The organism is Caballeronia mineralivorans PML1(12) (assembly GCF_001028175.1).
GTDB classification, from domain to species: domain Bacteria; phylum Pseudomonadota; class Gammaproteobacteria; order Burkholderiales; family Burkholderiaceae; genus Caballeronia; species Caballeronia mineralivorans.
In genome coordinates this window covers 79,662-106,357 of record NZ_AEJF01000258.1, presented here as the reverse complement: position 1 = coordinate 106,357, position 26,696 = coordinate 79,662, and the positions used below count along the sequence as shown (strand labels likewise).

The following is a 26,696-nucleotide window of genomic DNA, read 5'->3' as shown; positions in this document are numbered from 1 at the left end:
ATTGCACTCGTCGAGAATTCGAAAAGTGCTTGATTAGACGTGCATGATTGGTCGTGCGGACTGACCGTCCTGGGTGGAAGAGAATCGACTTTCGCCCGTCAGATCACCGCATGCCGCTGACCTAGCGCAGCGAGCAATTGCGGCCACTTGTCAATGTGCGCGTTGTCGTGTAGTTCTTCGAGTTCTGTCAGCAGTTCGACAATACGTTCATCGTAGACATCGACACCGGATGCATAAAGCACCCGTGGAAGCGCGCCATCGTGTGCATGTCGATAGTAGGCGAGGCCGACGCCCTCGATATCGGGGCAATACAGGTCATCGCGAATGAGTGACCCGATCGCGCATTTGCGGCCGTCGTCGGAGCGCAGCCGACAGGATCCGTTCTCGTCTTCGGAGACGGCGCGCTGCGTCAGGAGATGGTCGCGTATGCGCTCATAAATTTCTTTGGCGCTTAGCATGGACGTGACTCACGCAGCATGTTCGAGAAGATCGGCGCAAAGACCAAACTGGCACGCAATCGATTCCAGGCGATCGCGCCATTCCCATTCGCCGAAGACATCGTGGGCGTTCTGAAGACAACTGAGCAACTCGACGGTCGACGGGTCGTACACGTTGATCCGCGAGCGCAACAGCGCCCGCTTGAGGGCCCTGATGGCCGCCTCCATGGAAGAGGGCGCCACGTTCGCAGCCGCACCAACGAAGAGAACCGGGACACCTTCCATGGCCGTGATGTAATCGCCCGGGGCGATGAAGTTGCCAACCGGGCATCCACCGCAGTACCCACGGTATGCGCCGCCTCTACGCGGCGACAGCCCGGCATGGCTTTGGCTGAAGAGGTGACGCGCGGCTTTATCGAAAATTTCTTGATGCGTGAGAAAGCACAGCGTTTTCATGGTTGGGTTCCCTGACTGGCACACGGTGAATATCCGGTGTCCTTGATATCCGTATCGGCATCCGGCAAGCGGTCGAAAAACGTGGCTAACGATCACGCCACGCTCAAACAACAACGCTTCAATGACGCCGATCAAACGATCTTGCGTTATTCATCACACGATTTTGCGCGACCGTCCCGAGAACATGTCAGAGCGCTCTTTGCGCCAACCAGAACTTGTGCGACCCGCCTTGGCAAGCACTTGCTCACGCTGCCACATCCGTCGCCCACTGGCGCCACTGACGGTTTTGATATTTCGATTCAGCGTTGACCAGTGAGGCCCTGGCCTGGGACGCGCATGCGACATTCCAGACAGTTCCAGTCCATCGCGCGAAGTACCTTGCCGCGGTTCCGTGTGCGTCCTTGACCGGATACACACCGGGGCGCGACGGTTTTACACTGCCGTCCATCCATTCAAAGTTCATTTCGCTTGGTTCCTGAGACCGTGCCATTGGACGGCCCTTATGTGCTTCATGAGAGGTGTTGCCGACGTCTCGGCGAGGATTTTTTGGCACACCGCACAAGGCATGCGATGCGGCAGACGCTCTCGTGTCTGCGGCTCGTCCATACATCAATCGTAGGCTTGCGAGGCCCGATTGTTTAGTCGGGACACGCTGAAACTTCCCTCGGAATAGCTGCTTTTGGACTATCAGGAAATCCCTATACCAGGGCTCTTCAAATGAGCGCACCGGCCTCAGCCGCTTATACGCGGCGGGACGGAGGCAGGCCGGATGGGAAGCAGAACCGGGGAGGGTTGCGCCGGGAGTAAGTTGCCCTGCGGGAACAAGCATATGATGTTCATGCAACGAGAGGCAGAACTACGGTGAACGAACATCCCTGGGACCTCCAACCGGATAGCACGGTCCTGATCGCCGGCCACACCTCTGACGAGTGGGTCGAGGCAATCGAGGGTCTGCGCGCACGCGGCGTCAACGTCATGGCGGTTGATGACGCGGGAGAGGTGCTGCGACGCGCCGACTCGGAGCAGCCTCGGCTCATCTTGCTCGGTGTGAGCTCGCCGCGACCCGGCGGATTCGACATTTGCCGCAGGCTGAAATCCAACCCGCACACCTCCGATATTCCAGTCATATTCATCGCGCGTGGAAGCCACGCCGTCGCGGCGGCCGAAGCTTATGCCATTGGCGCGGCCGATTGGCTGAACGAACCGGTGCAGGTTGCGGAGTTGCTCCTGAAGATTGGGACACAGTTATCGTTGAGTGCGTGGCGCGAGCAGTACAACGAACTAAAGCGCACCGAAACCACATTGCGAAAAAGCGAGGCGCAATGGCGCGCGGTCTTCGACAATAATCCGATTATGTACTTCATGGTCGATGCGGCCGGCACGATTCTGCACGTGAACAAACTGGGTGCCGAGCAACTCGGCTACACCGTCGAAGAACTGGTCGGCGATTCCGTACTGAAGATTTTTTATGAGACCGACCGGCAGAACGTTCAACGCAACGTTGCCGACTGCCTCGAACAGATCGGCCGGCCGATGAGCTGGGAGCTTCGCAAGGTTCGTAAGGATGGCAGGGTGTTGTGGGTGCGCGAAACCGCCAGGGCGGTACAGCGAGACGACGCCGCGCCGATCGTCCTGGTTGTGTGCGAGGACATCACGCCGCGCAAACGTGCGCAGGAGGAATTGCGGCAGTCCGAAGAAAAATACGCGCGGATGATCCACGCAACGCCTGACGCGATCAGCCTGCGCGACCTGGCTGATCGCCGCTATATCGAGATCAACGCCGGCTTCACACGTCTTCTCGGCTATGCACCGGCGGAGGTGCTTGGCAAAACAGCGGCCGACCTGCATCTGGTCGACGAAGGCGACAAGTACGAGCGAATGCTCGATGGCCTGAAGGAAGACGGCATAGTCTGCTCGGGCGAATTTCACTTGCGTACGCGCACGGGCGAACGTCGCCTGGGTGCGACCTCCGCCGTGCTGGTGAGGGTCGGCGACCGGCCGTGCGTGCTTGCAGTGACGCACGACATGACCGATCGCCGGCGTGCGGAAGACGAGTTGCGCCGTAGTGAAGCGTTTCTCGCAGAAGGGCAACGGATCAGCCACACCGGCAGTTGGCTATGGCGCCTCGCGTCCGGCGAGCTCGTCTGGTCGGACGAAAATTACCGAATCTTCGAGGTCGATCGTGCAACAACCGCCGCGACGTTCGAATTGTTCCTGGAACGCGTCCATCCGCAGGACCGGTCGCGCGTGCTGGGTGAACTCATGACCGCGCGGCAGACCTGCAGCGGTTTCGACGTCGAGTTCCGGATCGTTCTCACCGGCGGGGCAATCAAGCACCTGCAGGCAGTCGGTCGTGCCGTCGCTTCGGACTCGGGCGACATCGCGGAATATATCGGTACGACGATGGACGTTACGGAGCGCAAGCGCGCCGAGGCGGAACGGGAGGCACGGCGGGTTGCCGAAACCGCCAATCGGGCGAAGAATGAATTCCTGGCCAACATGAGCCACGAATTACGCACGCCGCTGAACAGTATTCTGGGCTACGCCCAGATCCTGAAACGCAACAAGACCTTGGGCGAACGTGAGATCGAAGGCCTGAGTGTGATCCAGCAGAGTGGCGAACATCTGCTCACGCTCATCAACGATATTCTGGATTTCGCCAAGATTGAAGCAAGCAAGGCGGACCTCAACCTCACCGACATCGCGCTGCCGCAATTCTTACGAAACATTGCGGAAATCATCAACGTTACAGCGGAACAGAAGGGCCTTAACTTTATCTGCGACCTGGCGCCGGACCTGCCTCGCGGAATTCGTGCCGACGAGGGCAAACTGCGCCAGGTCCTCTTGAACGTTCTGGCGAACGCGGTCAAGTTCACCGACTTTGGCCAGGTGAGCCTGCGGGTGCGCTTTTCGCCCCCCAGCCGGCTGCGCTTCGAGGTGCAGGACACCGGGATCGGCGTGAGCGCCGACCAGTGGGAGGTCATCTTTCAGCCCTTCGAGCAGGTGAACAACCCGCGCCGCTGGCTCGGGGGTACCGGTTTGGGGTTGGCCATCAGCCGAAGTTTCGTGCGGTTGATGGGCAGTGATATCCACGTCACGAGCCAGGTCGGCGTTGGCAGCACCTTCTGGTTTGAACTGGAGGAGATACCGGTCAAGATCGAGACCGTGGCGCCATGCGAACGGAATGTGATCGGCTACGCGGGTCCGCGCAAGAAGATCCTGGTGGTCGATGACGTGGCGGCGAATCGTGTGATGGCGCTCGACATGCTGAGCAAGTTCGGCTTCGACGTAGTCGAGGCAGTCGACGGCCGTGAGGCACAGGAGAAGGCCCAAACCGTACGGCCGGACTTGATATTGATGGACATCGTCATGCGGGAGATGGACGGTCTGGAAGCCACGCGTCGCCTGCGGCAACTACCGGGCCTCGAGGAAGTGCCGATCATTGCGATGTCGGCTCGCACGGCCAGCAGTGACGAGGAGAAGAGTCTGGCGGCCGGGGTGAACGCATTCCTTCCGAAACCAATCGATCTGGACAAGTTCTTTCGACAGATCGCCAGGCTCTTGAAAGTCAGCCTGACTTACGAGCCGAAAGGAGTGCCCCATGTGGCGGGTGAGGAGGGCGCGGCGCTGGTTGCGCCGCCCCCGCAGGATCTGGAACTCCTGCACCACCTGGCCCGGATGGGAAACATGCGCGACATTGCGCGGTGGGCAGCAGGGCTCGACGAATGCTACCGCCCCTTCGCCGACCGGCTCCACTTGCTGGCACAGGGGTATCAGTCCAAGGCCATCCTTAAGCTTGTGGAGCGGTACCTCGACACGTGACACCCATGTGTCTTGTACCTTCCAGGAAGCGTCAACTGCACCCCCGTGTGCATTTGCCAGGTTACCGACAGGCAGAGGGTATGCCCGGTTCGATTCGCGTCAATGGGCAAAAAATCCCCAATAATCGCGGTCCCGCCGGGTAAATATTGGCAACGGGACCGCAATAAGTAAAATGAGCGATTACCTTCCCGTCGAGCAATCGTGTCCGACCGCACGACGAGTACCAAGCGCGTTAGCAGCAACCGGGTGAATCGTCTTATGAATCGTAGAGAAGCACTGCGTGCGTGCATGCATGCTGGCCTGCTATGCATGACGGACTCCGCTTTCGCATCCACACAGTCGCCTCACGTGGTGTTCCTTAACCCCGGAGAAGCTGTCGAACGCGGCACGGGTCAGCAATGGCAACTGGTATCGCGATTCATGGCTGTCGCAGCAAAGACCTTCGGCATACAACTGGAAGTCCTGTACGCGGAACGTGACCACCTGTTGATGTTGCGTCAGGCTGAGGAAGTCGCACGGCGTGCCGAAGCGCCGGACTACGTGGTGATCGTCAACGAGAAGATGGCCGCCGAGCAGATGCTGAAGACGCTGGCGCGTTCGCCTGCAAAAGTGCTGCTCATCCACAATGACCTTACGCCTGCCCAGCGCCGCGTAGTCGGTAACGAACGGGAGGTGATCCCGAACTGGATCGGCACGGCGACGGCAAACGCCGCGCGCGGAGGGTACCGCCTGATGGAATATTTGTGCCACAGGTTTGGGTCAGGCGGGGTGAGGGTGATCGGGATTACAGGCGACCCCAATACGCCCGTCTCGCTGGAGCGTGCCGCCGGCGTCGAGGCGTTCCTGTCCAAGGTGCCGGATGCGCGCACCTGCCAACTGGTCTTCAGCGACTGGAGCTACGCCGACAGCGATCAAAAGGCACGCGTGCTGCTTGCGCGCTATCCGCAAGCCAATGTGATCTGGGCGGCGAACGATTCGATGACGCTCGGGGCGTTGAGCGGAGTCAAGGCGCGCAACGCCCACATTCTGGTGGGAGGAATGGGGGCGTTGCCGGAGGCGCTGGCCCGTGTAGCGGATGATGGTCTCGCGGCCATGGTGGCGGGCGACTATTTCATCGGTGCCTGGGCCATGGTTCTGCTGCATGACTACCATCACGGCATGGACTTTGCTGCGTACGGAGGCGCTTGCCAGAAACTCGACTACCTGAGCGTCATCCATCGTGACAATGTCGCTCGATACAACGAAGTCGTGTTCAGCGGCGAGCACACACTCGACTTTGGCCCGTACTCGAAATACATGCATCCAAGCCTTGGTCCCTACGACTTCGGTCTGAAACATATCCTGAACACCAGGCCGGAGGTTTCGTGATGCGTTTGCCTCCACGACTCACGCTACGCTCGCTCAGCCTGCACACCAAGCTGATGCTCGCGCTCGTTGTGCTCGTCGCGCTAGTGGCCGGTACTTCCACGTATTTTCTGATTGGACACTCGCGTGAGCGCCGGCTCGTGGAACTGGAGGAACGCGCCACACGGATAGCCGACCTGTACAGCCACTCGCTCGCACAGCCGTTATGGAACGTTGATCGCGGCGCAATCGACAGCCAGCTTGCGGCGCTCGCGCCCAATCCCGAAGTGGCGCAATTCACGGTCACGGCAGTGGGCTACGGCATCGTGTCTAACGCGAAGGGCGATCAACACCTTGACCCGGCTGATAGCGTGGTACGGATCAGGTCGATCGAATATGACCCTCCAGGCGACGCTCCACGGGAGAAAATTGGCGAGATCCGCGTCGTTCTCACGAAGGCGGTGGCCGAGCGGGCCATCAGTGGCGCCCGCCGGGCCATCCTTGCCATGGTGGCGCTCGTCGTCGCTGCACTCTACGCGGCGACCTTCCTGCTGCTCAAGCGGATGGTGGGTAGCCCGATTAACCGGCTCGAGGAAATGGTCGACCGGATCGCGGACGGTGACTTCGACGCTCGCTGCGCCGTGGAATCCGGCGACGAGCTGGGGCGCCTCGCCACGCGTGTGAACGCCATGGCGGAGCGGCTGCGCGTGTCGACCGAGAGCCTGCGCGAGAGCGAGAGAAAGTACCGGAGCATCGTGGAGAATTCTCTCGAAGGCATCTTCATGCTCGATCGCAGCGGACACCTGAACGAAGCCAACCCGGCGATGGCGCAGTTGCTCGGATATGACGCTGCGACGGACCTGATTGCGGCAGCGGTCAGCGACCCCGGCAAGCGGCCATTTTCACCGATGCAAACTGGGGCCCTGTTTGATCTCCTCAGCGTGCAGGGTGAAATCGCCGGGCTCGAGCTGCAGTTAAACCGCCTCGACGGCAATCCGATCTGGGTCCAGTTGAATGCGCGTGGCCGCGCTGGCGACGACGGCAGCCCGCGGTGTCTCGAAGGGTTGCTCACCGACGTGACTGCTCGCAAGCATGCAGTCGAGAACTTGCGCCGTCATCGCGACCAGCTCGAACTGGAAGTGAGCGAGCGCAAACGGACGGAGCTCGAACTGCTGGCCTCGCGCGAACGGCTACAGCAACTATCGGCGCATCTCGAGGCGATTCGCGAGGAGGAGAGGAAGCACATCGCGATGGAAATTCACGATGAACTAGGCCAGTTGCTCACAGCACTGAAAATGGACGTGTCCTTGCTGAGGATGCAACTCGCGGCCGGTTCGGCTGCCATGCAAAAAGTCGAAGAGATGCGCGAACTGGTCGAGAAAACCATCCAGATCGTGCGCAACGTGGTCAGCCACCTGCGGCCGGCCGCACTGAATTTCGGCCTCGCATCCGCCCTGGAGTGGCTCGCCGAGGATTTCAGCCGCCACGCTCAAATTGTCTGCCATTTCCATCGCGAAGGCGCTGAGCCGCACCTGGCCGATGCCCGCGCGACCGCGATATTTCGTATCGTGCAGGAGTCGCTGACCAATGTGGCTCGCCATGCCAACGCGTCGCGTGTGGATGTGACGCTCGCCAACACCGAAGCTGGCATCGAGTTGATCATCAGCGACAACGGACGAGGCTTCGATATGGCCGCCGCCCGGGCCGGGTACTCGTATGGCTTGCAGGGTATGGCCGAACGCGCCCGATTGATCGATGCACAACTGCATATAGAAAGCGAGGCGAGCTCCGGTTCTGTCGTGCGCCTGTGCATCCAGGATGGCTCCGTCACTGCTCACTGAACTGGCCTCGCAAAGTTAGACGGTTTTGGGCTGGAGCCATGAAGACTGAGTTCGGTACATCACAGGAATTAGAATCGAGACAGTGTTGAATATTTCCAGCGGATAAGGAGCAATCCCGATTACGCGAGCGGCACGCCACTCACGTCGCCGCGCTGTCGCAATGGTTTTTGTGCTGCGACGCCATGCGCTCCTGCTGAGCGGGGGGCACGGGATCATAGTGGCTGAGCTGGATGTTGTAATTGCCATGTCCGCCAGCGATGGCGTTCAGACGCGACTGATAGTCGTTGAGTTCGGACAGCGGCACCTTCCCCGCGACGACCATGGCGTTGCCGGCGGCCGTGCGCGTACCATGCACTTGCCCACGCTTGGCGGACAGGTCGCCGATGATGTCACCCATCGCCGCTTCCGGCGTCATCACCTCGATGTCCACGATTGGCTCGAGCACAATTGGCTGGGCTTTCAGCACCGCATCGATGAAGGCCTTGCGCCCGGCGGTGACGAATGCGACTTCCTTTGAGTCGACTGAATGACTCTTGCCGTCGAAGACGGTGACTCGCACGTCCTGCATCGGGAAGCCGGCGAGCGGCCCGCTCGCGATGACCTGGAGGACGCCTTTTTCCACAGCGGGAATGAACTGTCCAGGGATGGCGCCGCCCTTGACGGCATCGACAAACTCGAAACCGGCGCCTCGCGGCAGTGGCTCCACGCGCAGCATCACTTCGCCGAATTGCCCGGCGCCGCCGGTTTGCTTCTTGTGGCGATAATGCCCCTCGGCCCCCGCACCGATGGTCTCTCGATAGGCGATCTTCGGTGGCCGCGTCACCACTTCGAGCTTGTACTGCTCGGACAACCGCTCCAGCATGTGGCGCAGGTGCAACTCGCCCAAGCCTCGCACCACCGTCTCGTTGGTGCCGACCGGGTGTTCGACGCGCAGGCACGGGTCTTCCGCAGTCAACTTTTGCAATATCTCCCAGAGGCGTTGTTCGTTGCCCCGGCGCGCCGGCTCGATAGCCAGGCCGTAGATGGGCGTGGGAAAGTCGAGCGGGCTCAGGTGAATGTTGCCGTCCTCGGGAGCGTCATGCAGCACGGCATCGAAACCGATCTCGTCGACCTTGGCCGTGGCGCAGATATCGCCTGGACCTGCCTGGCTGACGTCCACGTGCTCCTTGCCCTGCAGCATCATCAGATGGGCGACCTTGAACGGCTGGCGAGCGTCACCGATATAGAGCTGGCTATCGCGCCGGACCGTGCCCTGATGGATGCGAAACACGGCCATCTTGCCGATGTAAGGGTCCATGACGATCTTGAAGGCGTGAGCCAATACGTGCTTGTCGGCGACCGGTTCGGCGCGCACGGTTTCCTCGCGCCCGCCGGCGTCGCGGTAGAAGAGCGGCGGGTTGCCTTCCAAGGGACTGGGCAGGAGCCGGACGAACACGTCGAGCAATTCCGCGATGCCGGTGCCGTTGATCGCCGACGTGAAGCAGATCGGCACCAGATGACCCTCGCGCAGCGCCCGCTCGAAGGGCTCGTGCAACTGCTCCGGGCTGATGGCCTCGCCTTGCTCCAGGTAAAGCTCCATCAACACCGGATCGATCTCGACCACTTGATCGACCAGCGCATTGTGCACCGCCGCAACCGACAGGATATCGGCGTCGCCCGCAGGGTTGAAAAAGCAATCCACCACCTGGCGGCCGCGCTGCGCCGGCAGGTTAATCGGCAGACATCCCGTGCCGAAGGTCTCCTGAATTTGCGTCAACAGGCCCGCAAGGTCGACCTTTTCTCCATCAATACCGTTCACGATGATCATTCTGCAGAGCTTGCGCTCGCCCGCCCACGCCATCATGCGCCGGGTGGTTATTTCGATGCCGGTCTGCGCATTGATGACGATGGCGGCAGTCTCCACAGCGGGCAGGGCACCGATCGACAGCCCGGAGAAGTCCGGATAGCCCGGCGTATCCAGCAGATAGATGCGTGTATCCCGGTAGTGCAGGTGGGTGACGGCGGAGCTCAGCGAGTGCTGATATTTGCGCTCGAGCGGGTCGAAATCGCAGACCGTGGTGCCGCGCTCCACGCTGCCGGCCGTATGGAGCGCGCCGCCTTGATGCAGCAGCGCTTCGACAAGCGAGGTCTTGCCGCACCCGGCATGCCCGAGAAGGGCGATGGTCCGGATAGAGTCGGGGCCGTAGCGCATCGTCGCCCTCGTCCAGTAATGGATGTGGGGCCATTATTGGCGAAAACGGACCCGTGTGCCATACGGGGTAATCGTCCCATTCGCGGGTACGCTCGTGGCAGCGGCGTCACGCCCGCGCAATCGCCGCGCTGCCGTCAGCATGTTTTTCACACGCGAGCGAAAGCGAACTATCCTTAAAGAATCGCGCGCAACAATCTCCCGTTTCCTTCCCCCCAGAGGAGGTGCGTCATGTCAATGTCTGCCACTCTCCAGGACTGCCTGCGCAGCAAGGGCTCCCAGTACGAAATCGTGCGTCATCCGTACAGTCACTCCAGCATCGAAACCGCGGCGGCTGCGCATATTCCCGGCGACCGCCTCGCCAAGACAGTGCTTCTTGAAGACGAGCACGGCTACGTGGCGGCTGTGCTGCCATCGACCTACGCCGTGCGGCTATCCGAGCTTTGGGCACAGACTGGGCGCCACCACCTCATGCTGGCCAAAGAGGTCGATCTGCGGGAACTGTTCAAGGATTGCGACGCGGGAGCGCTTCCGCCGGTGTGCACCGCCTATGGCATGTACACCTATCTTGACGAGAGTCTCGCCAGCCAACCGGACGTCTATTTCGAGGCCGGCGACCACGAAGCGCTGATTCACATGGGTACGGATCAGTTCCTGGATCTGATGGACCGAGCCGAGCGGGCACGTTTTGCCCGTCGCATGCAGGGTATGCCGACCTGACCTAGCCCGCCTGATGCGGCACGGCTTGCGCAGCGCGGTATAAAGTGCGCTGCGTCACCCAACCTTTGCGCGAGGCAGATCATGCAACGCAGCGATACGGTCTTGAAGCAGGTGATGGCAGCCTTCGAACGCGAATCACACCTGAAGCTCCAAAATCATCCGATTCATATGAGTTTCGACGACGGCGCCTTGACTGTGGCAGGCGAGGTGCCGGATATCGCATCCAAGAAACGTCTTCTTCAGTTGACCCAGATGCACAGCGAGGGGACGCGTCTGGTCGACCAATTGCGTGTCACCGCCAACCCGCCGGTCCGTGATGGCGAGCTGCGGACACATATCTGCGAACGGCTGGCGCAGGCAGTGGATTTCCGTAACTGCGTGATCTGCGCGCGCATCAAGGGCCAGCTCGAAGTTTTGCGCGGCACCATGGACCAGGCAGGCAACGACGGCAGCGGCGTCATCGAAGTGACGGTCGAGGACGGTGTGGTGACCTTGACGGGGCAAGTGATCAGCTTGTCTCACAGGCGCCTGGCGAGTGTGACTGCCTGGTGGGTCGGCGGCTGCCGCGACGTGGTGAACCTGCTGGAGTTGGTGCCTGCCGAGGCGGACGGCGACGATGAAATTTCCGAGGCCTTGCACCTGGTGCTCGAAACCGATCAGCGTGTACGCGCCGAGCAGATCACCATCAATGTGGAAAACCACAGGATCACGCTGGCAGGTTGGGTGGCGACCGAAGCCGAAAGACGGCAGGCGGAACAGGACGCCTGGTGTCTGGATGCTATCGATGGCGTCGTCAATCGCATTCAGGTGCGGGCCTGACCTGACTGCAGGCCCGCCGTAGGGAAATGAGTGCGCAAGATTCTGTCGGGCGTGGCGATGGCCGTGTTGTGCGGAGGATGCCTGGCTGCGAACGCGGCGAGTTCGTGTTCTCCGGCGTTGTCCGAGGTCGATGTCAAAGACGGCCTCAAGCTACAGGCCGATTGTGGATTCCCGCTCCGACCCCTCAGCCGCATGACCACCGAGTTGAATCAAGCGGTGAAGGGCGCGAGACTCTCCAATGCCCAGATAGTCTCGCTCGCGAGAGCGGCCAACGTGATACTGGGTGCCGTACATGCGCAATCGGGCCGCATGGCGCGCAGGACCGATAGCGCGTTCGCCAACATCGAACCGCTAATCGAGCGCCTTGCCGAGCAAATCAGGGCGCTGCCCGACGCAGACCCGGTGGCCGAAGCCCGGAAATGGGCCGTACGTTACGAGGATCTGCTGCGCAGAACCGCGCTCGCACGGAGTTCGGATCCTCTTGAACTGCGGATATACGAAGCGCTTGAGCGCTTCGATCTGGATGATGCATCACAACTGCTGACCAAGCTGCTTGCCAAAAATCAGGGAACCGTGCAGGTGTTCGCGGCGCGTTGTTATGAGGCTGGCGAAATCGAGTTGCTGCGCTTCACGCCGCGGAATGCACTGCCGTATCTGGAAAAGGCCTACGCGTTGCAACCGGAAGACACCGACATTGCGACTGCATTTTCAGACACTTTGCAAGAGCAACGCGAGTTTGAACGTGCGGAACCGATTTACCGCACGCTGCTGTCGCGTTATCAGGCGCTTGCGCAGGAGAAGCCCGCCGACCAACCCCAAATTGCGCGCACGCTCGACAAACTCGGTGACCTTTACATTGGGCTGCAGCGGCCAAGGGAGGCGGAGCTCGCCTACCTGCGGGCACTGGAGATCTATTGGGTACTGGCGCGACAGAACCCTGTGGCCTACGGGCCCGCTGTGGCAGAAAGCCTCGACAACCTCGGCGTCCTATATCGCGATACCCAGCGCCTGAAGGACGCAGCGGATGCTTACCGCGAAGCGCTGGACATCGATCGTGCATTGGCCTATCGCGACCCCGCGACCTACAAGCCCGATATCGCGAAGACGCTCAACGACCTCGGCATCCTGTACGGCGCCACACAGCGCATGAGCGATGCGGAGCAGGCGTATCGCGAGGCGCTGGACATCCAGCAGGCTCTCGCGCGCGGCAACCCCGCGGCCTATCGCCCGGCACTCGCGCGTACGCTCAACAATCTCGGCAACCTCTATAGCGCCATGCAGCAACTGCAGGAAGCAGAACATGCCTACACGGAAGCGCTAACGATCCGGCAGCAGCTTGCCCGGGAGAGTCCAGCGCTCTACCGACCCGATGTGGCGCGCACGCTGAGCAATCTTGGCGCGCTCTATCGTGCCACGCAACGGCCGAAGGAGGCACAGCAGGCTTATCAGGATGCGTTGCAAATCTATCGTGCGCTCGCGCTGGAAAACCCCACTACCTACCAGCCGGACGAAGCGCGGACGCTGAACAATCTAGGTGTGCTTTTTAGTCACAGCGGGCACCCAAGCGAGGCGGAAGACGTCTATCGGCACGCGCTGGACCTTTACCGGACTCTGTCGCGAGCTAATCCCGTAGCCTACCGTCAGGATGAAGCGCGGACACTCGGCAACCTGAGTACGCTCCTCAGCCAGATCCAACGACCGCGTGAGGCCGAGCAGGCGAGGCGTGAAGCCGCCCGTCTTCTCGACACAACGAAAGCGCGGTAGATCGCATGGCAAAGCACCCTTGAGTTACATGCGTTGTCGGGGCGGAACCAGGCGCCAGGTCAGCACCACCACCAGGGCAAACACCGCGTAGGCGAGCGTGAACACCCAGGCCGACACATCGTAATAGAGCAGACGGCTCACCCAACGCTGGATGAAACCTTGCGCCCCAACCGAGCCATTGCGCAGCCAGTCTTCCAGCACAGTCAGGGGGCAAGCCATACCCAGCAGCGACAGGGTCGACACCAAGCCGATCGCGAACAGATGAGCAAGCCGGAATAGCCGAAGGCGTACCCATTTCCAACCGAGGCCCGCGCCAACCCAGATCGCCGCAAGCCCGCCCACGATAAAGAGCGCGATCAGCGCGTGTATGACGAGCACCGCATCGGCGAGCCAGATCATGATGTCCTCACACCATCTGCGGCGAACGTTCGACTGGTTTTTGTGCGATGCCGCGATGCGCGCCGCACCTTGGCGCGGTATCAGATATAGACTGAAATTTGACCTGTATTCAGGTTGCCGCATCGAGTGTCCCTAACCTATGCGGGACCGTGCGATTCACAATCATCGGAGGCGCAAATGGCAACTGCAATTATCACCCCCCGCAACGACGGCCCATACCACATCAAGGGCGACTTCAAGATTACCACCCAAGGCGGGAACAATATCGAGGTGGATAAGGATGAGGTCTGGCTATGTCGATGCGGCCACTCGCACAACAAGCCGTTCTGCGACGGTTCACACAAGAAGGGCGAGTTCAGGAGCAATCTTGACGAAAAGCCGCAGGAAGGAGAAACGCCCTAATGCATCCGTTGCTGTAGACAAGTTCGGCGCGGGCTTCGCGCATTGCGTCAAGGCTGCGAGTTGTTTCCCAAGATCCTCTGAAACATACGAAGCGGTGACACAGCGATTCGTAGAGTGTGTTCATCGAGTCCTGTGGAGGAGAGCGCTGACTCCCGAGTTTGAGGAGAGCGCGGGGGACGAAGTCGCAGCCATCGATTTAACCCAAGATATGTGTCCCACGCCCGGATTCTCAAGAACGGCTTCAGTACCCCATCGTCCGTAAGCGAGATTTTGCATTGCAACAAAACATTTTGGGGTGAGCCGGCTAAAGTTTTCCCCATTCTTGTCGTCATACAGAGCGCTACCTATTAGACCGGAGAACGTAATGAAGTCGGTAAGCGCAGAAATCGACATGGTGGAAAAGACGTTGCACGAACTCGTTCGGCGTCCACGTTTGATTCGTAGCACCTACTGGTCTACGCACGTAGAGGGTCTTTTAGCGCGCCCAGGACTCCGAGTTCAAGACAAACAACGGCTAGCCGCTCTGCTCGATTTGATCAGCGCCGTAGCGCCGACCGGTGATCTCTCCCAAGATTTGCGAGCCGACGCCTTGGCTGCGACCTGAGCCGGGAGCGGTGCTGTCTGCGAACTGACCTGCTCGCGTCTGACTTAAAGTGGCGAAATGTCCTCACTGATGGACAGGGGTTCTGCCGTTCGCATGTTGGTCAAACTGTCGAACCGACGCGTTACTGTCCTTCGAACTTCTATGTCTATTGCTAATCACGTGCAATCGATCCGGGGCGTTTATTTCAGAACCCACTCCGCAGCGGCGGACTCATTGTTTCTTCGTAAGCGACAAACATCACGTTAAAGCTGACGCTTATCCTTCGCTCTTTACCGCCGTTACTCGAAACCGAGTGCGGCAGCCAGGCCGGGAACACCAGCAAGGTACCGTCATCGACGCACATCACAGTCTGGTCATTGTTATAGGCCGTCAATTCGATCACCGGCGGACGAATGATCGCGGTCTGCGGCCGCGGATCATGGAAATTGATCATGTTGGCACCCAACGGAACCTGCACGTAGTACACACCGCTCAGAAAATTGTTCGGATGGCTGTGCATCACATGCGCGGCACCCGGCGCCAAGCGTGACCGTATTTCACCACACCGAGAAGGTTATTCCCATCACCGTTTGCTCTCTCACTGAGCTTGATCGGAGTGATTTCAAGACGATCTTTTCCCCAGGGCGTTGAGCCCGTCCCGCGGGCAGGCCAGCGTACCGTGCACGCGACTCGCCGTGTCGATGCCGATCGCTATGCTGAAGAACGGCGCGGCGGGCATGGCCAGCAACGCAACCGTCGTCATAGCCCAAGGTCTACTCCATATTGCCCGCGCCGGCGCCGGAGAAGACGGTACCTGATGTCGGTGTTAGGCGTGCGCTGGCGCTGCTTGCAGTTTGACGCCCAATGCCGCCAGTAGCTTGAACACTGTCTCGGCCTTAGGTTTCGTGCCACCCGCTAGCGTCTTGTAAAGGCTCTCGCGCCCGACCCCGGCGTCGGCGGCTACTTTGCTAATGCCGCGCGCTTTCGCCACGTCACTGATCGCCGCCATCAACACATCGACGTCGCCCTCTTCGAGCGCCGCATTGATGTATTCGGCAATCATTTCCTCGCTGTCCAGGTGCTCCGCTATGTCGAAGCGAGAAATCTTGATTTTGCTCATGGTCGTTCCTTCTTGATCGTTGCCCACATTGTTACTGCCCGTTTGATATCCGCCTTCTGTGTGGACTTGTCGCCGCCACACAGCAACAGATAAACGACACGGCCCTCGCGGGCGTAATACACTTGATAGCCCGGACCGAAGTCGATACGCATCTCCAGCACGCCATCCTGAACCGGCTTCGAATCAGAAGATGCTGAACTCGGCGCGAGGGCACGGTAAGCTGTACCGTGTCTGGCTAAGGCAAGATGGCATGTGCTCCCACTGTCAGCAGCCCATCACAATGAACTCCCGCTGGGAGGTTTCGCATATTGTGAAGCAAACTGACGGCGGGACCGCTGCCGCAAGCAACCTTCGAGTGCACCATCTCAATTGCCGTAGAACTCCGCAATACGCCTGAAAAGGAGTTGTGCCACCGGGTGACAGACGCCTTTGTAGAGGCTTGAGCCGTATGCTCCTAAAGGCGCACGTACGGTTCTCAGGGGGCCGTACCGCAGCAATGCGGTACGGCTACCCGACCAAGACCATCGCAATATCAAGTCCAGAACGAACGTGATGCTCCGCTTTAAACGGGTCAGGAACGCCACAACTACGATTTTGGAAGTCGAGTTGATGCATCGCATTCGCAAAGGCCAATATCACCTTGTGACGCTTGGCCTCAAAGACATGGTTGCCCGCCGTTTGGAATGTCGGCCTGTCTGCGCGGTAAAGCATCCCATCTATAAGAAGTTCCCGACCCGAGCACCCATTTGTACTACAGCCGCCAATTCTCTCGCGCAGGCTTACGTTTGAACGACGGCTCATGATCGTGCAAACGGTGATCGGCATCGTTAGACCCATCATGGCGATCGCAGGCGCATCCGGCTTCCGGTCTGACGCAACTGCAGCTCGAAGGTCCAACCCACCACCAGCACGGGCTCAAGCGCCAGGTCCGAATAGCGCGCCTGACCGCCGTGCATCGCGTACGGTTCAGCTTGCCACTACGCCAGTGCTTCGGACGTAATCCAAACCGTGAGACTGTCACGACCGAAGCCTAGTTCGTATTCCCGCCAGTTCGGCACGGGGACTTCATCATCGGGGTGTAATGGTGCCAATCGGCGTTGTGCTAGTTTCGCATCCATCAGGATCGAAGAGGTGATCCGTCACTTTGTCCTCAAGACCTTTTGAATCGCCTACTGCCCAATGCCTTGTGCTCACGAAAACAACACCACGATCGGCCGCAAAAAAATATTCAAATGATGGGTAGGTCGCCGAACGTTTGTGAGAACTGTTTGTATGTGCGGTGGCCCGTATACGGCAGTAGTTACTGAAATATAAAGCAACAATTAAATGTAAAACAAGCTAGTCTTAGTCAACCGGCCACCGACAACTATGCGAAATCAGGCCCGACCCGATAATAACCACTCTATAAGCGAACCACGGCCTGTTCGCACCGTTTCCGTCATTACACACTAGACCTTCGATTTTGAATCCATATAAAAGCGAACGACCGAGTAGCGCAATGGGCTAGAGGCAGGGAGCCCGTTGCGTATATCGGGTATAGTGCAAAATTGGTGGTGCTCGCCCATTAAGAATCAATTGATAACGTCCATAAATGACTCAGACTCGAGGGTACCCACAGCCACAATAAGAGGAGCGTTGAAATCGTTTTATGCGAAACGGCTGAGAATATCAAAGTTAATGGAGGTGGCGTATGAGGATGAACATTGCTGTTCGCGAAGCGCCCCCCGCAATCTGGCGACTGCTAAAAGTCTATACGCAGCTGTTGCTGATCGCGTTTGCGCTAGTCCCCGCTTGTCTGATCGCCTATCTGTATTTCGCACAAGATCCGACGCTGAAATTTGAGAATCACGCATTCCATGAAATCGCCATCGCCGCCGCCACGCTTGAGGGCTTTTTCGTCACCTATGTGACATGGACTTGCTACCGGTCCTCGGGTGAGCCCCTACTACGCTGGCTCACATTGGGTTTTCTCGGCTTCGTATTGATCTATGCACTGCACGGCGCTTTCACGGGGCTCGCGCATCACAATATGTGGCTGTTTCTACTCTATGGACCGGCTTCCCGCCTCGTGATGTCGATCCTGCTGTTTGTCGGGCTGCTCTCGTATCATCGTCCGCCCGAGCGCGTCGAGAAACGCTCAAATGCTCGTGATTGGACGATGTGGCTCGGATTCTTCGTGCTGGTTGATATCGCAGTCGCTTACGTGGCGAACTCGGCCATCGCTGGCAGCCTGATGGTGCGTCTATCGATGGAAGGGGGTGCGCTGGTATTTTCGATATTGAACGTGATGACGTTGATGTTGCGCCGGATTCGCTCGCCGCTCATGGTGATCTATGGCATTTCGATCACGTGGTTCGCGCTATCTTCACTTGCATTCATTCTGGGGCGACCGTGGAATCATATGTGGTGGCTCGCGCACGCCATCTTCGCCGCGGGGTTTTTTCTGCTCAGCTATGGTGTTGTGGCGGCTTTCCGTACTACACGCTCATTCTCGACCATTTACAGCCAGGAGGAATTGACCGCCCGGCTGGCCGAGGCAATGGCCCGTACCGAAAGCGCGCTGCAGGAACTGCAGCACACTAACCAAAAGCTCGAGCGTCTTGCCGCCACGGACCCCTTGACCGGCGCTGCGAATCGACGTCAGTTCATCGAAAGCGTCGAGGCCGAGATCACGCGGGCCAAACGAGGCGGCGCTCCCTTTTCCCTGCTCGCACTTGACCTCGACAACTTCAAGGCGATCAATGACTCGTACGGCCACCAGATCGGCGACGAGGTCTTGCGGCGCTTCGTACAGACGTGCCTTGAGGCGATCCGCCCTTACGACGGTTTCGCTCGCGTAGGTGGAGAGGAATTCATGGTGCTGCTTCCACAGTCGCTGCTTGAAGCGGCTCGCACAATCGGCGAGCGTGTTCGAGTGGCCATCGCACGCAGTGCATTCGAGGCCGGGATCGGGCGCTTGGTCGAGGTGACCGTGAGTATTGGGGTGTCGCAGTTCGGGCACGATGGCGACACGATCGATACGCTTCTGCGTGTCGCTGACGAACGACTCTATCGCGCAAAACACCAGGGCCGCAACTGCGTGGTTGCGGCGTAGGGGCGACGCCTATCAAAGCGACCAGAGGACTCGCGCAGAAGCAAGCGGTAGCGCGACATACCGATCTCCCCCAAAAAGGAGCCAATCCGTTAAAGAGAGTTGAATGTTTGCTGCTTCTGACCATTGCGTTTAAACCTCGCTGTCAACGCAAGCGGTGTGCAGCATCCATTTAGGGGACCACGGTCATGAGCGGCATCTATAACCCTTTACTGGTTTTTCTTTCACTCATCGTCGTGTTCCTCGCCTCCTATACGGCCTTGGAACTATCAGGGCGGATCTTTTCGTTGCAGCAGAAACGGCAACGTGTGCACTGGCTGCTCGGCGGTGCCATTGCGATGGGAATCGGGATCTGGTCGATGCACTTTATCGGCATGATGGCTTTCGCGCTGCCCATCCGGGTTGGATACGATCTTTCCTTCACGGCAGCTTCGTTTCTGCTAGCTGCTGTGGTTTCGCTCCTTGCCCTATCCACTGTGACCCGGGGAAAACTCCCCCGCGTGCGCATCGCCGTCGCCGGCACCGTCATGACGCTGGCAATCACAGGCATGCACTACGCCGGTAGGGGCGCGGCCAACTTCGCGACGGGAAGCATCTGGCTTTCTGTCAACAAACTCGACGCGAACTGGGTCGCGCTGGCGGTGTCGGCGAGTTCGTTGACGGTGCTGATTGGAACACTCGCTTTCCTCGGATTGCACACGAGCGGCCTGTCCGACTCGCTCCGGCGTGCAAACAGCCAGTTGGACCATCTCGGCACGCACGACACGCTGACGGACCTGCCCAATCGGCTCTGGCTCACAGCCCACATCGAGCGAGCCATGGAGGCTTGCGCCCGGAGAGGTTCGATGATCGCCGTGCTGCTTGTCAACCTCGATGGTTTCAAGACCATCAATGACTCGCTTGGCCGTGCCGTTGGGGACGGTTTCCTCAAGACCTGCGCGAGCCGACTGGGCCAGAACTTGCGGCACGACGATATGGTCGCCCGTATCGGTGGGGACGAATTCGTGATTGTTGTGGGTGGATTGCTCGACCCGTCGGTCGCCGGACAGATCACCGATAACGTGCTGCGCGAGCTTTGTCGCGAAATAGTCATCAACGGCGTGCGGCTACGGGTGAGCGCGAGTATTGGAATCGCAGTGTTTCCGCGCGACGGCAATGACGTCGCGACGTTGTTGCACAACGCGGATGCAGCGATGTACGACGCCAAGCAGAGTGGGCGTAATACCTTCCGGTATTTCGAGCCTACGATGAGTACCACTGCGCTCGGCACGCTGATCCTGCAGCGTGATCTGCAACGCGCCTTCGAGCAGGGGCAACTGAGCCTGTCTTTTCAGCCGAAATTCAAGATCGCTAACTTGTCTCTGAGCGGGGCGGAAGCGTTGATTCGTTGGCAGCATCCAGAAATCGGCGACATTCCTCCCCTGGAATTCATTCCAGCTGCCGAGCGCTCTGGGCAGATCGTCCAGATTGGCAATTGGGTCATTGCAGAAGTGTGTCGCCTGATCGCCAGGTGGGACGCGTTAGGATTACCGGCTATCCAGATTGCGATCAACCTGTCGCCGGTGCAGTTCAACGTACCGGACCTGGTCGACCATATCGACGCCATAGTACGGAGTGCGGGCGTCGCGCCCGAGCGCGTGATGTTCGAAATCACCGAAACCGTCGCGATGCAAAACGCCGACAAAACGACCGCGATCATTCAAAAATTCCAGTCACGCGGCTTTGACATGGCCATCGATGATTTTGGAACTGGCTATTCGAGCTTGGCGTACTTGCAACGATTCCAGGTCAGACAGATCAAGGTGGATCGCTTTTTCGTCAGCGATCTGGACGTTCACGAAAGGCAGGGAGGCGCGCTCTTGTCGGCGATCGTGACGCTTGCGCGTGCATTGAACATGGAGGTGGTGGCAGAGGGTGTTGAAACGGTAACCCAGTTGAACAAGCTAGCCTCGCTGAATTGTGATCAGGCGCAGGGCTTCTTGTTGAGCAAGCCGTTACCTGCTGCAGCCTTTCAGCAATTCTTAAACGGCATCAACAGGATGTCGCATGGCAAACCAGAAACGCAAGCGGTCGTTGAGCCGGGTTAGCAGGCTCGGCCAAGCGAAGTGTCGTGGTGGAAAACTCTCACCCGGCGGAGCGCGAGCCGCGTGGCAGTCCGTCGCCCTCGGGCTTTTTGATACTGTCGCTGCCAGACCGAATGCGCGTTGCACCGCGAGCCTGCTTTCCATGGGGTTTCTCGCCTTGACCCTAGGCGTTTATGGCGCGAATGCCTCGGCCCTCTAAGATCGATCGGGATACCAGCGAGCGCGTGCGTCAGATCTTCATTGGCGAGTAGGGGTCATCGCTGGATCTCCTGGGTTTTTGACATGTCGATGCACTATCCCATTGCTGTCGACAGATTCTCCGCAAACTAAAGAGGCGCCGGACTGTTCGAGGACTCCGCGTGACTTTCAGCTGGTCACGGCAGAGTCAATTCCGGAGCGCGGCGTCATAACGATTCGCACGCACAGCGACGACGAAACGGTGTCGATAGCGATTTCCGATACGGGCATCGGCATGTCGGCCGAGGTGACCAACAGGATTTTTGATCCGTTTTTCACGACCAAGCCTGTGGGGCAGGGTACCGGTCTGGGGCTTTCGGTCTCTCACTGCATTGTCAAGCGCCATCGATGACGTATCGACGTCGTCAGCCAGCAAGGACGCGGGGCGACTTTCACGATCAAGCTACCGGTTCGACGTAATCTCGCGAACGCGAATGTTCATGCTTAGCGATACGCGGTGTGATCGCTGCTGCACACGGGCCACTCCGCCGTCATTGTCGCGTGTGAACGGTGATCCAGATCGGTATCGGCGCGATATCGGTCGTGTTGTGATGACAGAAGTCGGTGACGTAGTGACTTACATGCGCGTATGCCCCGATCATCCGCACTGAGTCAAGTTTGCAAGAAAAATGCCGTTATTGAGCATGTAAGCGCCGTGGCGCTGTCGAAAAAATAATCATATGGCTCGCGCTTTCGCAAAAATTGGGATGTTGGCATTCGTCCTGCCTGCGGTCGCCTTACTTGCAGTGTCCTCAGTCGCTAATGCGTCGGAGATGCTCGGGCCGGTCGACCCAAAACTTGGCGCGTTGGCCTCCGAGTCGGACAGCGCGGCTTTGGCATCCCTATCCCTTGAACAGTTGATGGACGTATCGGTGATAACGACCGCGTCCAAGTTTCAGCAATCGATCAGCGATGCACCGTCGGCTGCGGTCGTCTTGACGGCGCAGGACATCAAAGAATTCGGCTGGCGAACACTGGCCGATGCGTTAGCGTCGCTGCCGGGTCTGTATGTCAGCAACGATCGAAATTACTCTTACCTGGGAGCACGTGGTTTTTTACGTCCGGGCGACTACGACAGCCGGTTTCTCTTAATGATCGACGGGTACCGGACCAACGACGCCGTGTACGACGAAGCGACCATTGGGACCGAGGGCTTGATCGATATGGATCTGGTCGAGCGTATCGAGTACGTGCCGGGCCCTGGGTCCGCCGTTTACGGCTCCAACGCTTTTTTCGGCGTGGTTAATGTCATTACAAAAAAGGGGAGCGCTATCAATGGCGCTCAAACTGCTGTGGCGGCAGGAAGTTACGGGGAGAAAAAGGCGCGCGCCACATACGGCTGGCATGGGCAAAACGGGGCTGACATCGTCCTGTCTGCGACGTCCTACATTCGAGACGGTCAGGACCTTTTCTACCCTGAATTCAATACTCCGCAACAAAATAACGGCGTCGCGCACGATCTCGATTACGACCGGGCGCAAAACTTCTTCGCCAAAGTAACCTACGGCGATTTCACGGTCTCCGCAGCTCACAGCAACCGAACCAAGGGCGTTCCCACGGGGTCTTTCGGAGCGATCTTCAACACCCCCAATTCAACGAACGACGCGCAAAGTTTCATCAACGCTGTTTTCGCGCATCAGATCAATTCCGGATTGGCCGTCTCGACGCAGGCTTATTGGGGACGATATGACTATCAGGGCGTCGGGATCTACCCTGGTGATATCCCAACGACGAATGTCGACGGAGATCACGCCCTCTGGTACGGCGGCGACGCGCATGTCACCGTCACCAGCATATCGAAGCAAAAAATCGTCGTGGGTCTGGATTTCCAGCGCGACGCACGGCGCGACCAGTACAACTACAATCTGAACCCTTACGTCTCACTGCTCGACGACAAGCGCTCCAGCAATCGGACAGGTGCCTACTTTGAAGATGAGATTCAACTACCCGCGAACTTCGCCCTCAATGCGGGGTTGCGGTACGACTGGGATAGCGTCACAGCCAGTAACGTAAATCCGCGCCTAGCGCTCATCTACAAACTGACTTCAAGGGATACCGTCAAACTCATTTATGGTACGGCGTATCGCGCGCCCAACGCATATGAGTTGTACTACACGGTGCCTGGAAGCGGCGGACAATTGCCGAACCCCGATCTCAAGCCCGAACACATCACGACGACCGAACTCGTGTTGGACCACGCCTTCTCCGATTCGGGACGCGCCACGCTGTCGCTGTTCCGATACTCGGTGAAAAACCTGATCTCCCTTGAAACCGATCCTGCCAGCGGATTGCTCATTTATCAGAATCTGGATCAAGCAAAGGCCACGGGGGTGGAACTCGCGACAGAACAGTTGTTTGGCGATGGTTACCGCGTGCGAGCGAGTTATTCCTGGCAGTTGGCGAAGGACGGCCAAACGGGCGCGATACTCCAAAACTCTCCCCGCCACCTTGTCAAGCTCAATGCAGTTGCCCCGTTATTTCATAACGCGGTTCGATTCGGCACGGAGCTGCAATGCGTGTCGTCCCGGCTCAGCGAAAGTTCGACATCGGGCGGTTATTGCCTTGCGAACCTTACGGTCACTTCGTCCCGCGTGATTCCGCGGGCTATCGTTTCCCTCAGCGTGTACAACGCGTTCAACAAGCGTTATTCAGACCCTGCAGGGCCCGCCTTTGTCCAACAGGCAATTGAGCAGCAGAGCCGTACGCTCTACGCGAAATTGGTCTACGGATTTTGAGATGTGCGTGTCCACCCGCTCCCGCTTCCACGTCTCTCTAGGGGGGGTGTGCCTGCTCGTATCTGTCTTATGCCACGGACAGGTCCAAGACGCCGCCTTGAAGGCTGCGTTCATCTATAACTTCGCGCTCTTTACCAACTGGCCTCAACCACCATCAGGCTCGTCTACCTTCAATGTATGTGTCGTTCACCGCAGCCCAATGTGGGACAGCTTGCAGAAGCTGAATGGGAAGCTGATCGGTGGCAGGCCGTGGACGGTCCGAGATGCGCCCTCCACTGGCCAAAAGGCGGATTGCGACGTCGCCGTGTTAAGCGACGCATCGCAGTCCTTCGCGCCTACATCGTCGAGCGCGACATTGGTCGTGCGCGACGGCGGGATCTCCGGAACGGACGGTGCGGCGATCACTCTAGTCACTGAAGACGATCACATCCATTTTGATATCGACACGGTGGAGGCGCAACGAAATGGATTGCGATTTAGTTCGAAGCTCCTGGCGCTTGCGAGGAACGTCCTATGACAACGAAACACGCGAGCGACACAAAACCGTTGGCCGACACATTCGGTCTAGGACAACTTGTCGCCGCCGCTACCGCCCTTTTCGTGGCCGGATGCATTTTGGCGGCATTCCAATTTATGTCGCTTCGGCAGTCGCTTACCGACGATGTCGAGGTGCAAGCAGCGCTCGTTGCGGACAATCTCGCGGCTGCCATGATGTTTCGGGACAAGCAAACGGCGACGGAGTCTTTGCGCACGTTCAGGCCACCTCCATATCTTCTCTCAATTTCGGCCTATGACCGGGATGGGAACCTGTTCGCGGGATTCGCAAAACTTGGGATTGTGCCCGACAAGAAGGAGGTGCTGCGACTTCTTGCGTCGGGCGGCGACAGCGCCTTGCTGCAGATATCCGTCGTAAAGCGGGTCGAATACAGACAGACGGAACTTGGCTATGTGGTTGTGGTTGCGAGTACTGCCCGCGTGCAGTCGGGTTTGCTCCGATACGTAGGTTTATTTGCGGTGGCCGCGTTCGGAGCATTGTTTGTGGCCGTACTCGTCGTTCTCAAGACGAAAGCACGCATGGCGAAAGCTGAGGAGCGACTGGACTACCTCGCGTACACAGACCCTGTCACGGAGCTCGCTAACCGTCGGGCAACTTACGACACTCTGGCAGCTCAGATAAACATGCAGGGCAAGGAGGGAAGACAAGTTGCGCTCCTGATTGTTGATTTGGATAATTTCAAAGCGGTGAACGACACCGCCGGGCATAGCGCCGGGGATGCGCTGCTCCGAATGGTGGGAGAGGTATTGCGGGACGCAGTTCGAGAATCAGATGTCGTCGGACGGATTGGCGGGGATGAATTCGCGGTCATCGCATCCCCGGTGCGCAATCGCATGGAAGCGGCCAACATCGCAGGGAGAATAGCCGACGCACTTGGTCGACCGTTCGACTTAGACGGGCAAAAGGTCTTCGCAACAGCAAGCATCGGCGTGAGCATTTTCCCAGACGATGCACAAACGCTTTCTGAACTGATCAGTAATGCAGACGTCGCGCTTTATCATGCCAAGGCCGCGGGCAAGAACCGGTTCGCTGAATTCAAGCGTGAAATGACACTGGAAACGCAGCGACGAGTACGCATCGAGCGTGATCTGCGCAAGGCGATGGAGTGCGGTGAGCTCGAAGTGCACTATCAGCCTCAGTTCGACTGTACTTCGAAACTCATTGTCGGCGTTGAAGCTCTGCTTAGATGGCCGCAGCCAGAAGACGGATTTATTTCGCCCAACGACTTCATTCCTATCGCGGAAGAGTGCGGTCTGATAAACGAAATCGGGCGTTGGGTGCTCCTACGTGCGTGCTCCGACGCAACCGGATGGCGCAGCGCGACCGGAGCGCCCCTAAGCGTGGCGGTCAATGTTTCGGCACGCCAACTCAGAGAAAAGGATTTTATTGACCAGGTCCGCACGGCGCTCCGTGAGAGCGGTCTGCCGCCGGCGCAGTTGGAACTCGAACTGACGGAAAGTCTGTTAATGGACGACGTCGACGCGGCGCTTGATTTCATGCATGCGGTGAGATCTATGGGCGTCCGGCTGTCAATCGATGACTTCGGCACGGGCTACTCTTCGCTCGCGTACCTGCAGTCGTTTCCGATCAATCGTTTAAAAATCGACCGCAGCTTTGTCCACCTTCTGCCGGAGGCCGGCTATACCATCGCGAGCGCAGTCATTGCGCTCGCGCGCGGCTTTGACCTCTCGGTAGTTGCTGAAGGCGTCGAGACTCGCGCTCAACTGAAATGGCTGCAAGAAGCGGGATGCGATATCGTCCAAGGCTTTCTTCTGGGACGGCCGATGAATGCGCCTACATTTCGAGCGCTGCTACAGCTCGAAAGTGTCGAATTGCAGCTTGCGGCAGTAGCTGCCAGCGTAGCGCTGCCAATACCGTGCTCAGCATCTGAAAGCGAATCAAAAGACGGGACCGGCGAGGTGGTTTGAACCCGGGTCGGTCGAGCAAACGGGCGGGACCGTTGTTCGATGGATGGATTACTGGCGGTGCACACGAGGCCGACGATCGCAATGCTGCATGCTATAGGGCTGAAATAGCCGCGCAATGGATTGGGGTTAATGAAATGAACGATGGTACCGAACGGCGCGCGCGGCTGCTC

At 58.8% G+C, this 26,696-nt stretch carries 18 protein-coding genes and 3 pseudogenes; 14 read left to right on the top strand and 7 right to left on the bottom strand.

What is annotated here, in order from left to right; genetic code table 11:
• Positions 1-98: 98 nt before the first annotated feature.
• A complete protein-coding gene (locus tag EOS_RS41970) occupies positions 99-458 on the bottom strand; it encodes a hypothetical protein (RefSeq protein WP_047898129.1) in 360 nt (119 codons plus the stop codon).
• 9 nt (positions 459-467) lie between these two features.
• Entirely contained in the window at positions 468-893 is a 426-nt protein-coding gene (locus EOS_RS41965; RefSeq protein ID WP_047898128.1) for a hypothetical protein, read from the bottom strand.
• An 861-nt stretch (positions 894-1,754) separates the two neighbouring features.
• On the opposite strand from EOS_RS41965, the gene EOS_RS43895 reads away from it, so the two are divergent.
• The 3 genes from EOS_RS43895 to EOS_RS41950 all read left to right on the top strand — a co-directional run bounded on the left by EOS_RS43895 (position 1,755) and on the right by EOS_RS41950 (position 7,900).
• Positions 1,755-4,715, top strand: coding sequence for a PAS domain S-box protein (locus EOS_RS43895; protein WP_053064263.1), 2,961 nt, complete (start codon positions 1,755-1,757; stop codon positions 4,713-4,715).
• Positions 4,716-4,973: 258 nt separating this feature from the next.
• Complete coding sequence (locus EOS_RS41955; RefSeq protein ID WP_047898127.1) at positions 4,974-6,083, top strand: ABC transporter substrate-binding protein; 1,110 nt, start codon at positions 4,974-4,976, stop codon at positions 6,081-6,083.
• On the top strand, positions 6,083-7,900 hold the full coding sequence (locus EOS_RS41950; protein WP_047898126.1) for a PAS domain S-box protein: 1,818 nt from the start codon (positions 6,083-6,085) through the stop codon (positions 7,898-7,900). The genes EOS_RS41955 and EOS_RS41950 overlap by 1 nt, the downstream gene beginning before the upstream one ends.
• A 139-nt stretch (positions 7,901-8,039) precedes the next feature.
• Here the strand turns inward: EOS_RS41950 and fusA are convergent, their stop codons facing one another.
• On the bottom strand, positions 8,040-10,091 hold the full coding sequence (gene fusA, locus EOS_RS41945; protein WP_047898125.1) for an elongation factor G: 2,052 nt from the start codon (positions 10,089-10,091) through the stop codon (positions 8,040-8,042).
• A 228-nt stretch (positions 10,092-10,319) separates the two neighbouring features.
• On the opposite strand from fusA, the gene EOS_RS41940 reads away from it, so the two are divergent.
• The 3 genes from EOS_RS41940 (at position 10,320) to EOS_RS41930 (ending at position 13,391) form a co-directional block, all read left to right on the top strand.
• Complete coding sequence (locus EOS_RS41940; RefSeq protein WP_047898124.1) at positions 10,320-10,808, top strand: aminoacyl-tRNA deacylase; 489 nt, start codon at positions 10,320-10,322, stop codon at positions 10,806-10,808.
• A gap of 81 nt (positions 10,809-10,889) precedes the next feature.
• Positions 10,890-11,627, top strand: coding sequence for a BON domain-containing protein (locus EOS_RS41935; RefSeq protein WP_047898123.1), 738 nt, complete (start codon positions 10,890-10,892; stop codon positions 11,625-11,627).
• A 30-nt stretch (positions 11,628-11,657) separates the two neighbouring features.
• Positions 11,658-13,391, top strand: a complete 1,734-nt coding sequence (locus EOS_RS41930) for a tetratricopeptide repeat protein (protein ID WP_235443138.1) — start codon at positions 11,658-11,660, stop codon at positions 13,389-13,391.
• Positions 13,392-13,415: 24 nt separating this feature from the next.
• Here EOS_RS41930 and EOS_RS41925 read toward each other — a convergent pair whose 3' ends face one another.
• On the bottom strand, positions 13,416-13,790 hold the full coding sequence (locus EOS_RS41925; RefSeq protein WP_047898122.1) for a DUF2784 domain-containing protein: 375 nt from the start codon (positions 13,788-13,790) through the stop codon (positions 13,416-13,418).
• Between the two features lie 177 nt (positions 13,791-13,967).
• Here EOS_RS41925 and EOS_RS41920 point away from each other — a divergent pair, with 177 nt between their 5' ends.
• Positions 13,968-14,192, top strand: a complete 225-nt coding sequence (locus EOS_RS41920; RefSeq protein WP_047898121.1) for a CDGSH iron-sulfur domain-containing protein — start codon at positions 13,968-13,970, stop codon at positions 14,190-14,192.
• A gap of 788 nt (positions 14,193-14,980) precedes the next feature.
• Here EOS_RS41920 and EOS_RS41910 read toward each other — a convergent pair.
• From EOS_RS41910 to EOS_RS41900, 3 genes and pseudogenes are all read right to left on the bottom strand, one after another.
• Positions 14,981-15,319, bottom strand: coding sequence for a TIGR02466 family protein (locus EOS_RS41910; protein ID WP_053064262.1), 339 nt, complete (start codon positions 15,317-15,319; stop codon positions 14,981-14,983).
• A 282-nt stretch (positions 15,320-15,601) separates the two neighbouring features.
• Positions 15,602-15,895 (bottom strand): addiction module antidote protein, encoded by a 294-nt coding sequence (locus tag EOS_RS41905; protein WP_047898118.1) that lies wholly within the window; start codon positions 15,893-15,895, stop codon positions 15,602-15,604.
• Positions 15,892-16,080 (bottom strand): annotated as a pseudogene (locus EOS_RS41900) (type II toxin-antitoxin system RelE/ParE family toxin); the annotation flags it as partial. The pseudogene EOS_RS41900 and the gene EOS_RS41905, both read right to left, overlap by 4 nt.
• A gap of 322 nt (positions 16,081-16,402) precedes the next feature.
• On the opposite strand from EOS_RS41900, the pseudogene EOS_RS49590 reads away from it, so the two are divergent.
• From EOS_RS49590 to EOS_RS41870, 7 genes and pseudogenes are all read left to right on the top strand, one after another.
• Positions 16,403-16,601 (top strand): annotated as a pseudogene (locus tag EOS_RS49590) (IS6 family transposase); the annotation flags it as partial.
• A gap of 984 nt (positions 16,602-17,585) precedes the next feature.
• Positions 17,586-18,989, top strand: a complete 1,404-nt coding sequence (locus tag EOS_RS41890; RefSeq protein ID WP_047898116.1) for a GGDEF domain-containing protein — start codon at positions 17,586-17,588, stop codon at positions 18,987-18,989.
• Positions 18,990-19,174: 185 nt separating this feature from the next.
• Positions 19,175-21,073: a putative bifunctional diguanylate cyclase/phosphodiesterase gene (locus EOS_RS41885; protein ID WP_047898115.1), complete on the top strand. Its 1,899-nt coding sequence runs from the start codon at positions 19,175-19,177 to the stop codon at positions 21,071-21,073.
• Positions 21,074-21,449: 376 nt separating this feature from the next.
• Positions 21,450-21,755 (top strand): annotated as a pseudogene (locus tag EOS_RS45410) (ATP-binding protein); the annotation flags it as partial.
• A gap of 259 nt (positions 21,756-22,014) precedes the next feature.
• Positions 22,015-24,042, top strand: a complete 2,028-nt coding sequence (locus EOS_RS41880; protein ID WP_053064264.1) for a TonB-dependent receptor plug domain-containing protein — start codon at positions 22,015-22,017, stop codon at positions 24,040-24,042.
• Positions 24,043-24,139: 97 nt separating this feature from the next.
• On the top strand, positions 24,140-24,559 hold the full coding sequence (locus EOS_RS41875) for a YfiR family protein (RefSeq protein ID WP_160312584.1): 420 nt from the start codon (positions 24,140-24,142) through the stop codon (positions 24,557-24,559).
• Positions 24,556-26,526, top strand: a complete 1,971-nt coding sequence (locus EOS_RS41870) for a putative bifunctional diguanylate cyclase/phosphodiesterase (RefSeq protein ID WP_053064260.1) — start codon at positions 24,556-24,558, stop codon at positions 26,524-26,526. Before EOS_RS41875 ends, EOS_RS41870 begins: the two co-directional genes overlap by 4 nt.
• Positions 26,527-26,696 lie beyond the last annotated feature (170 nt).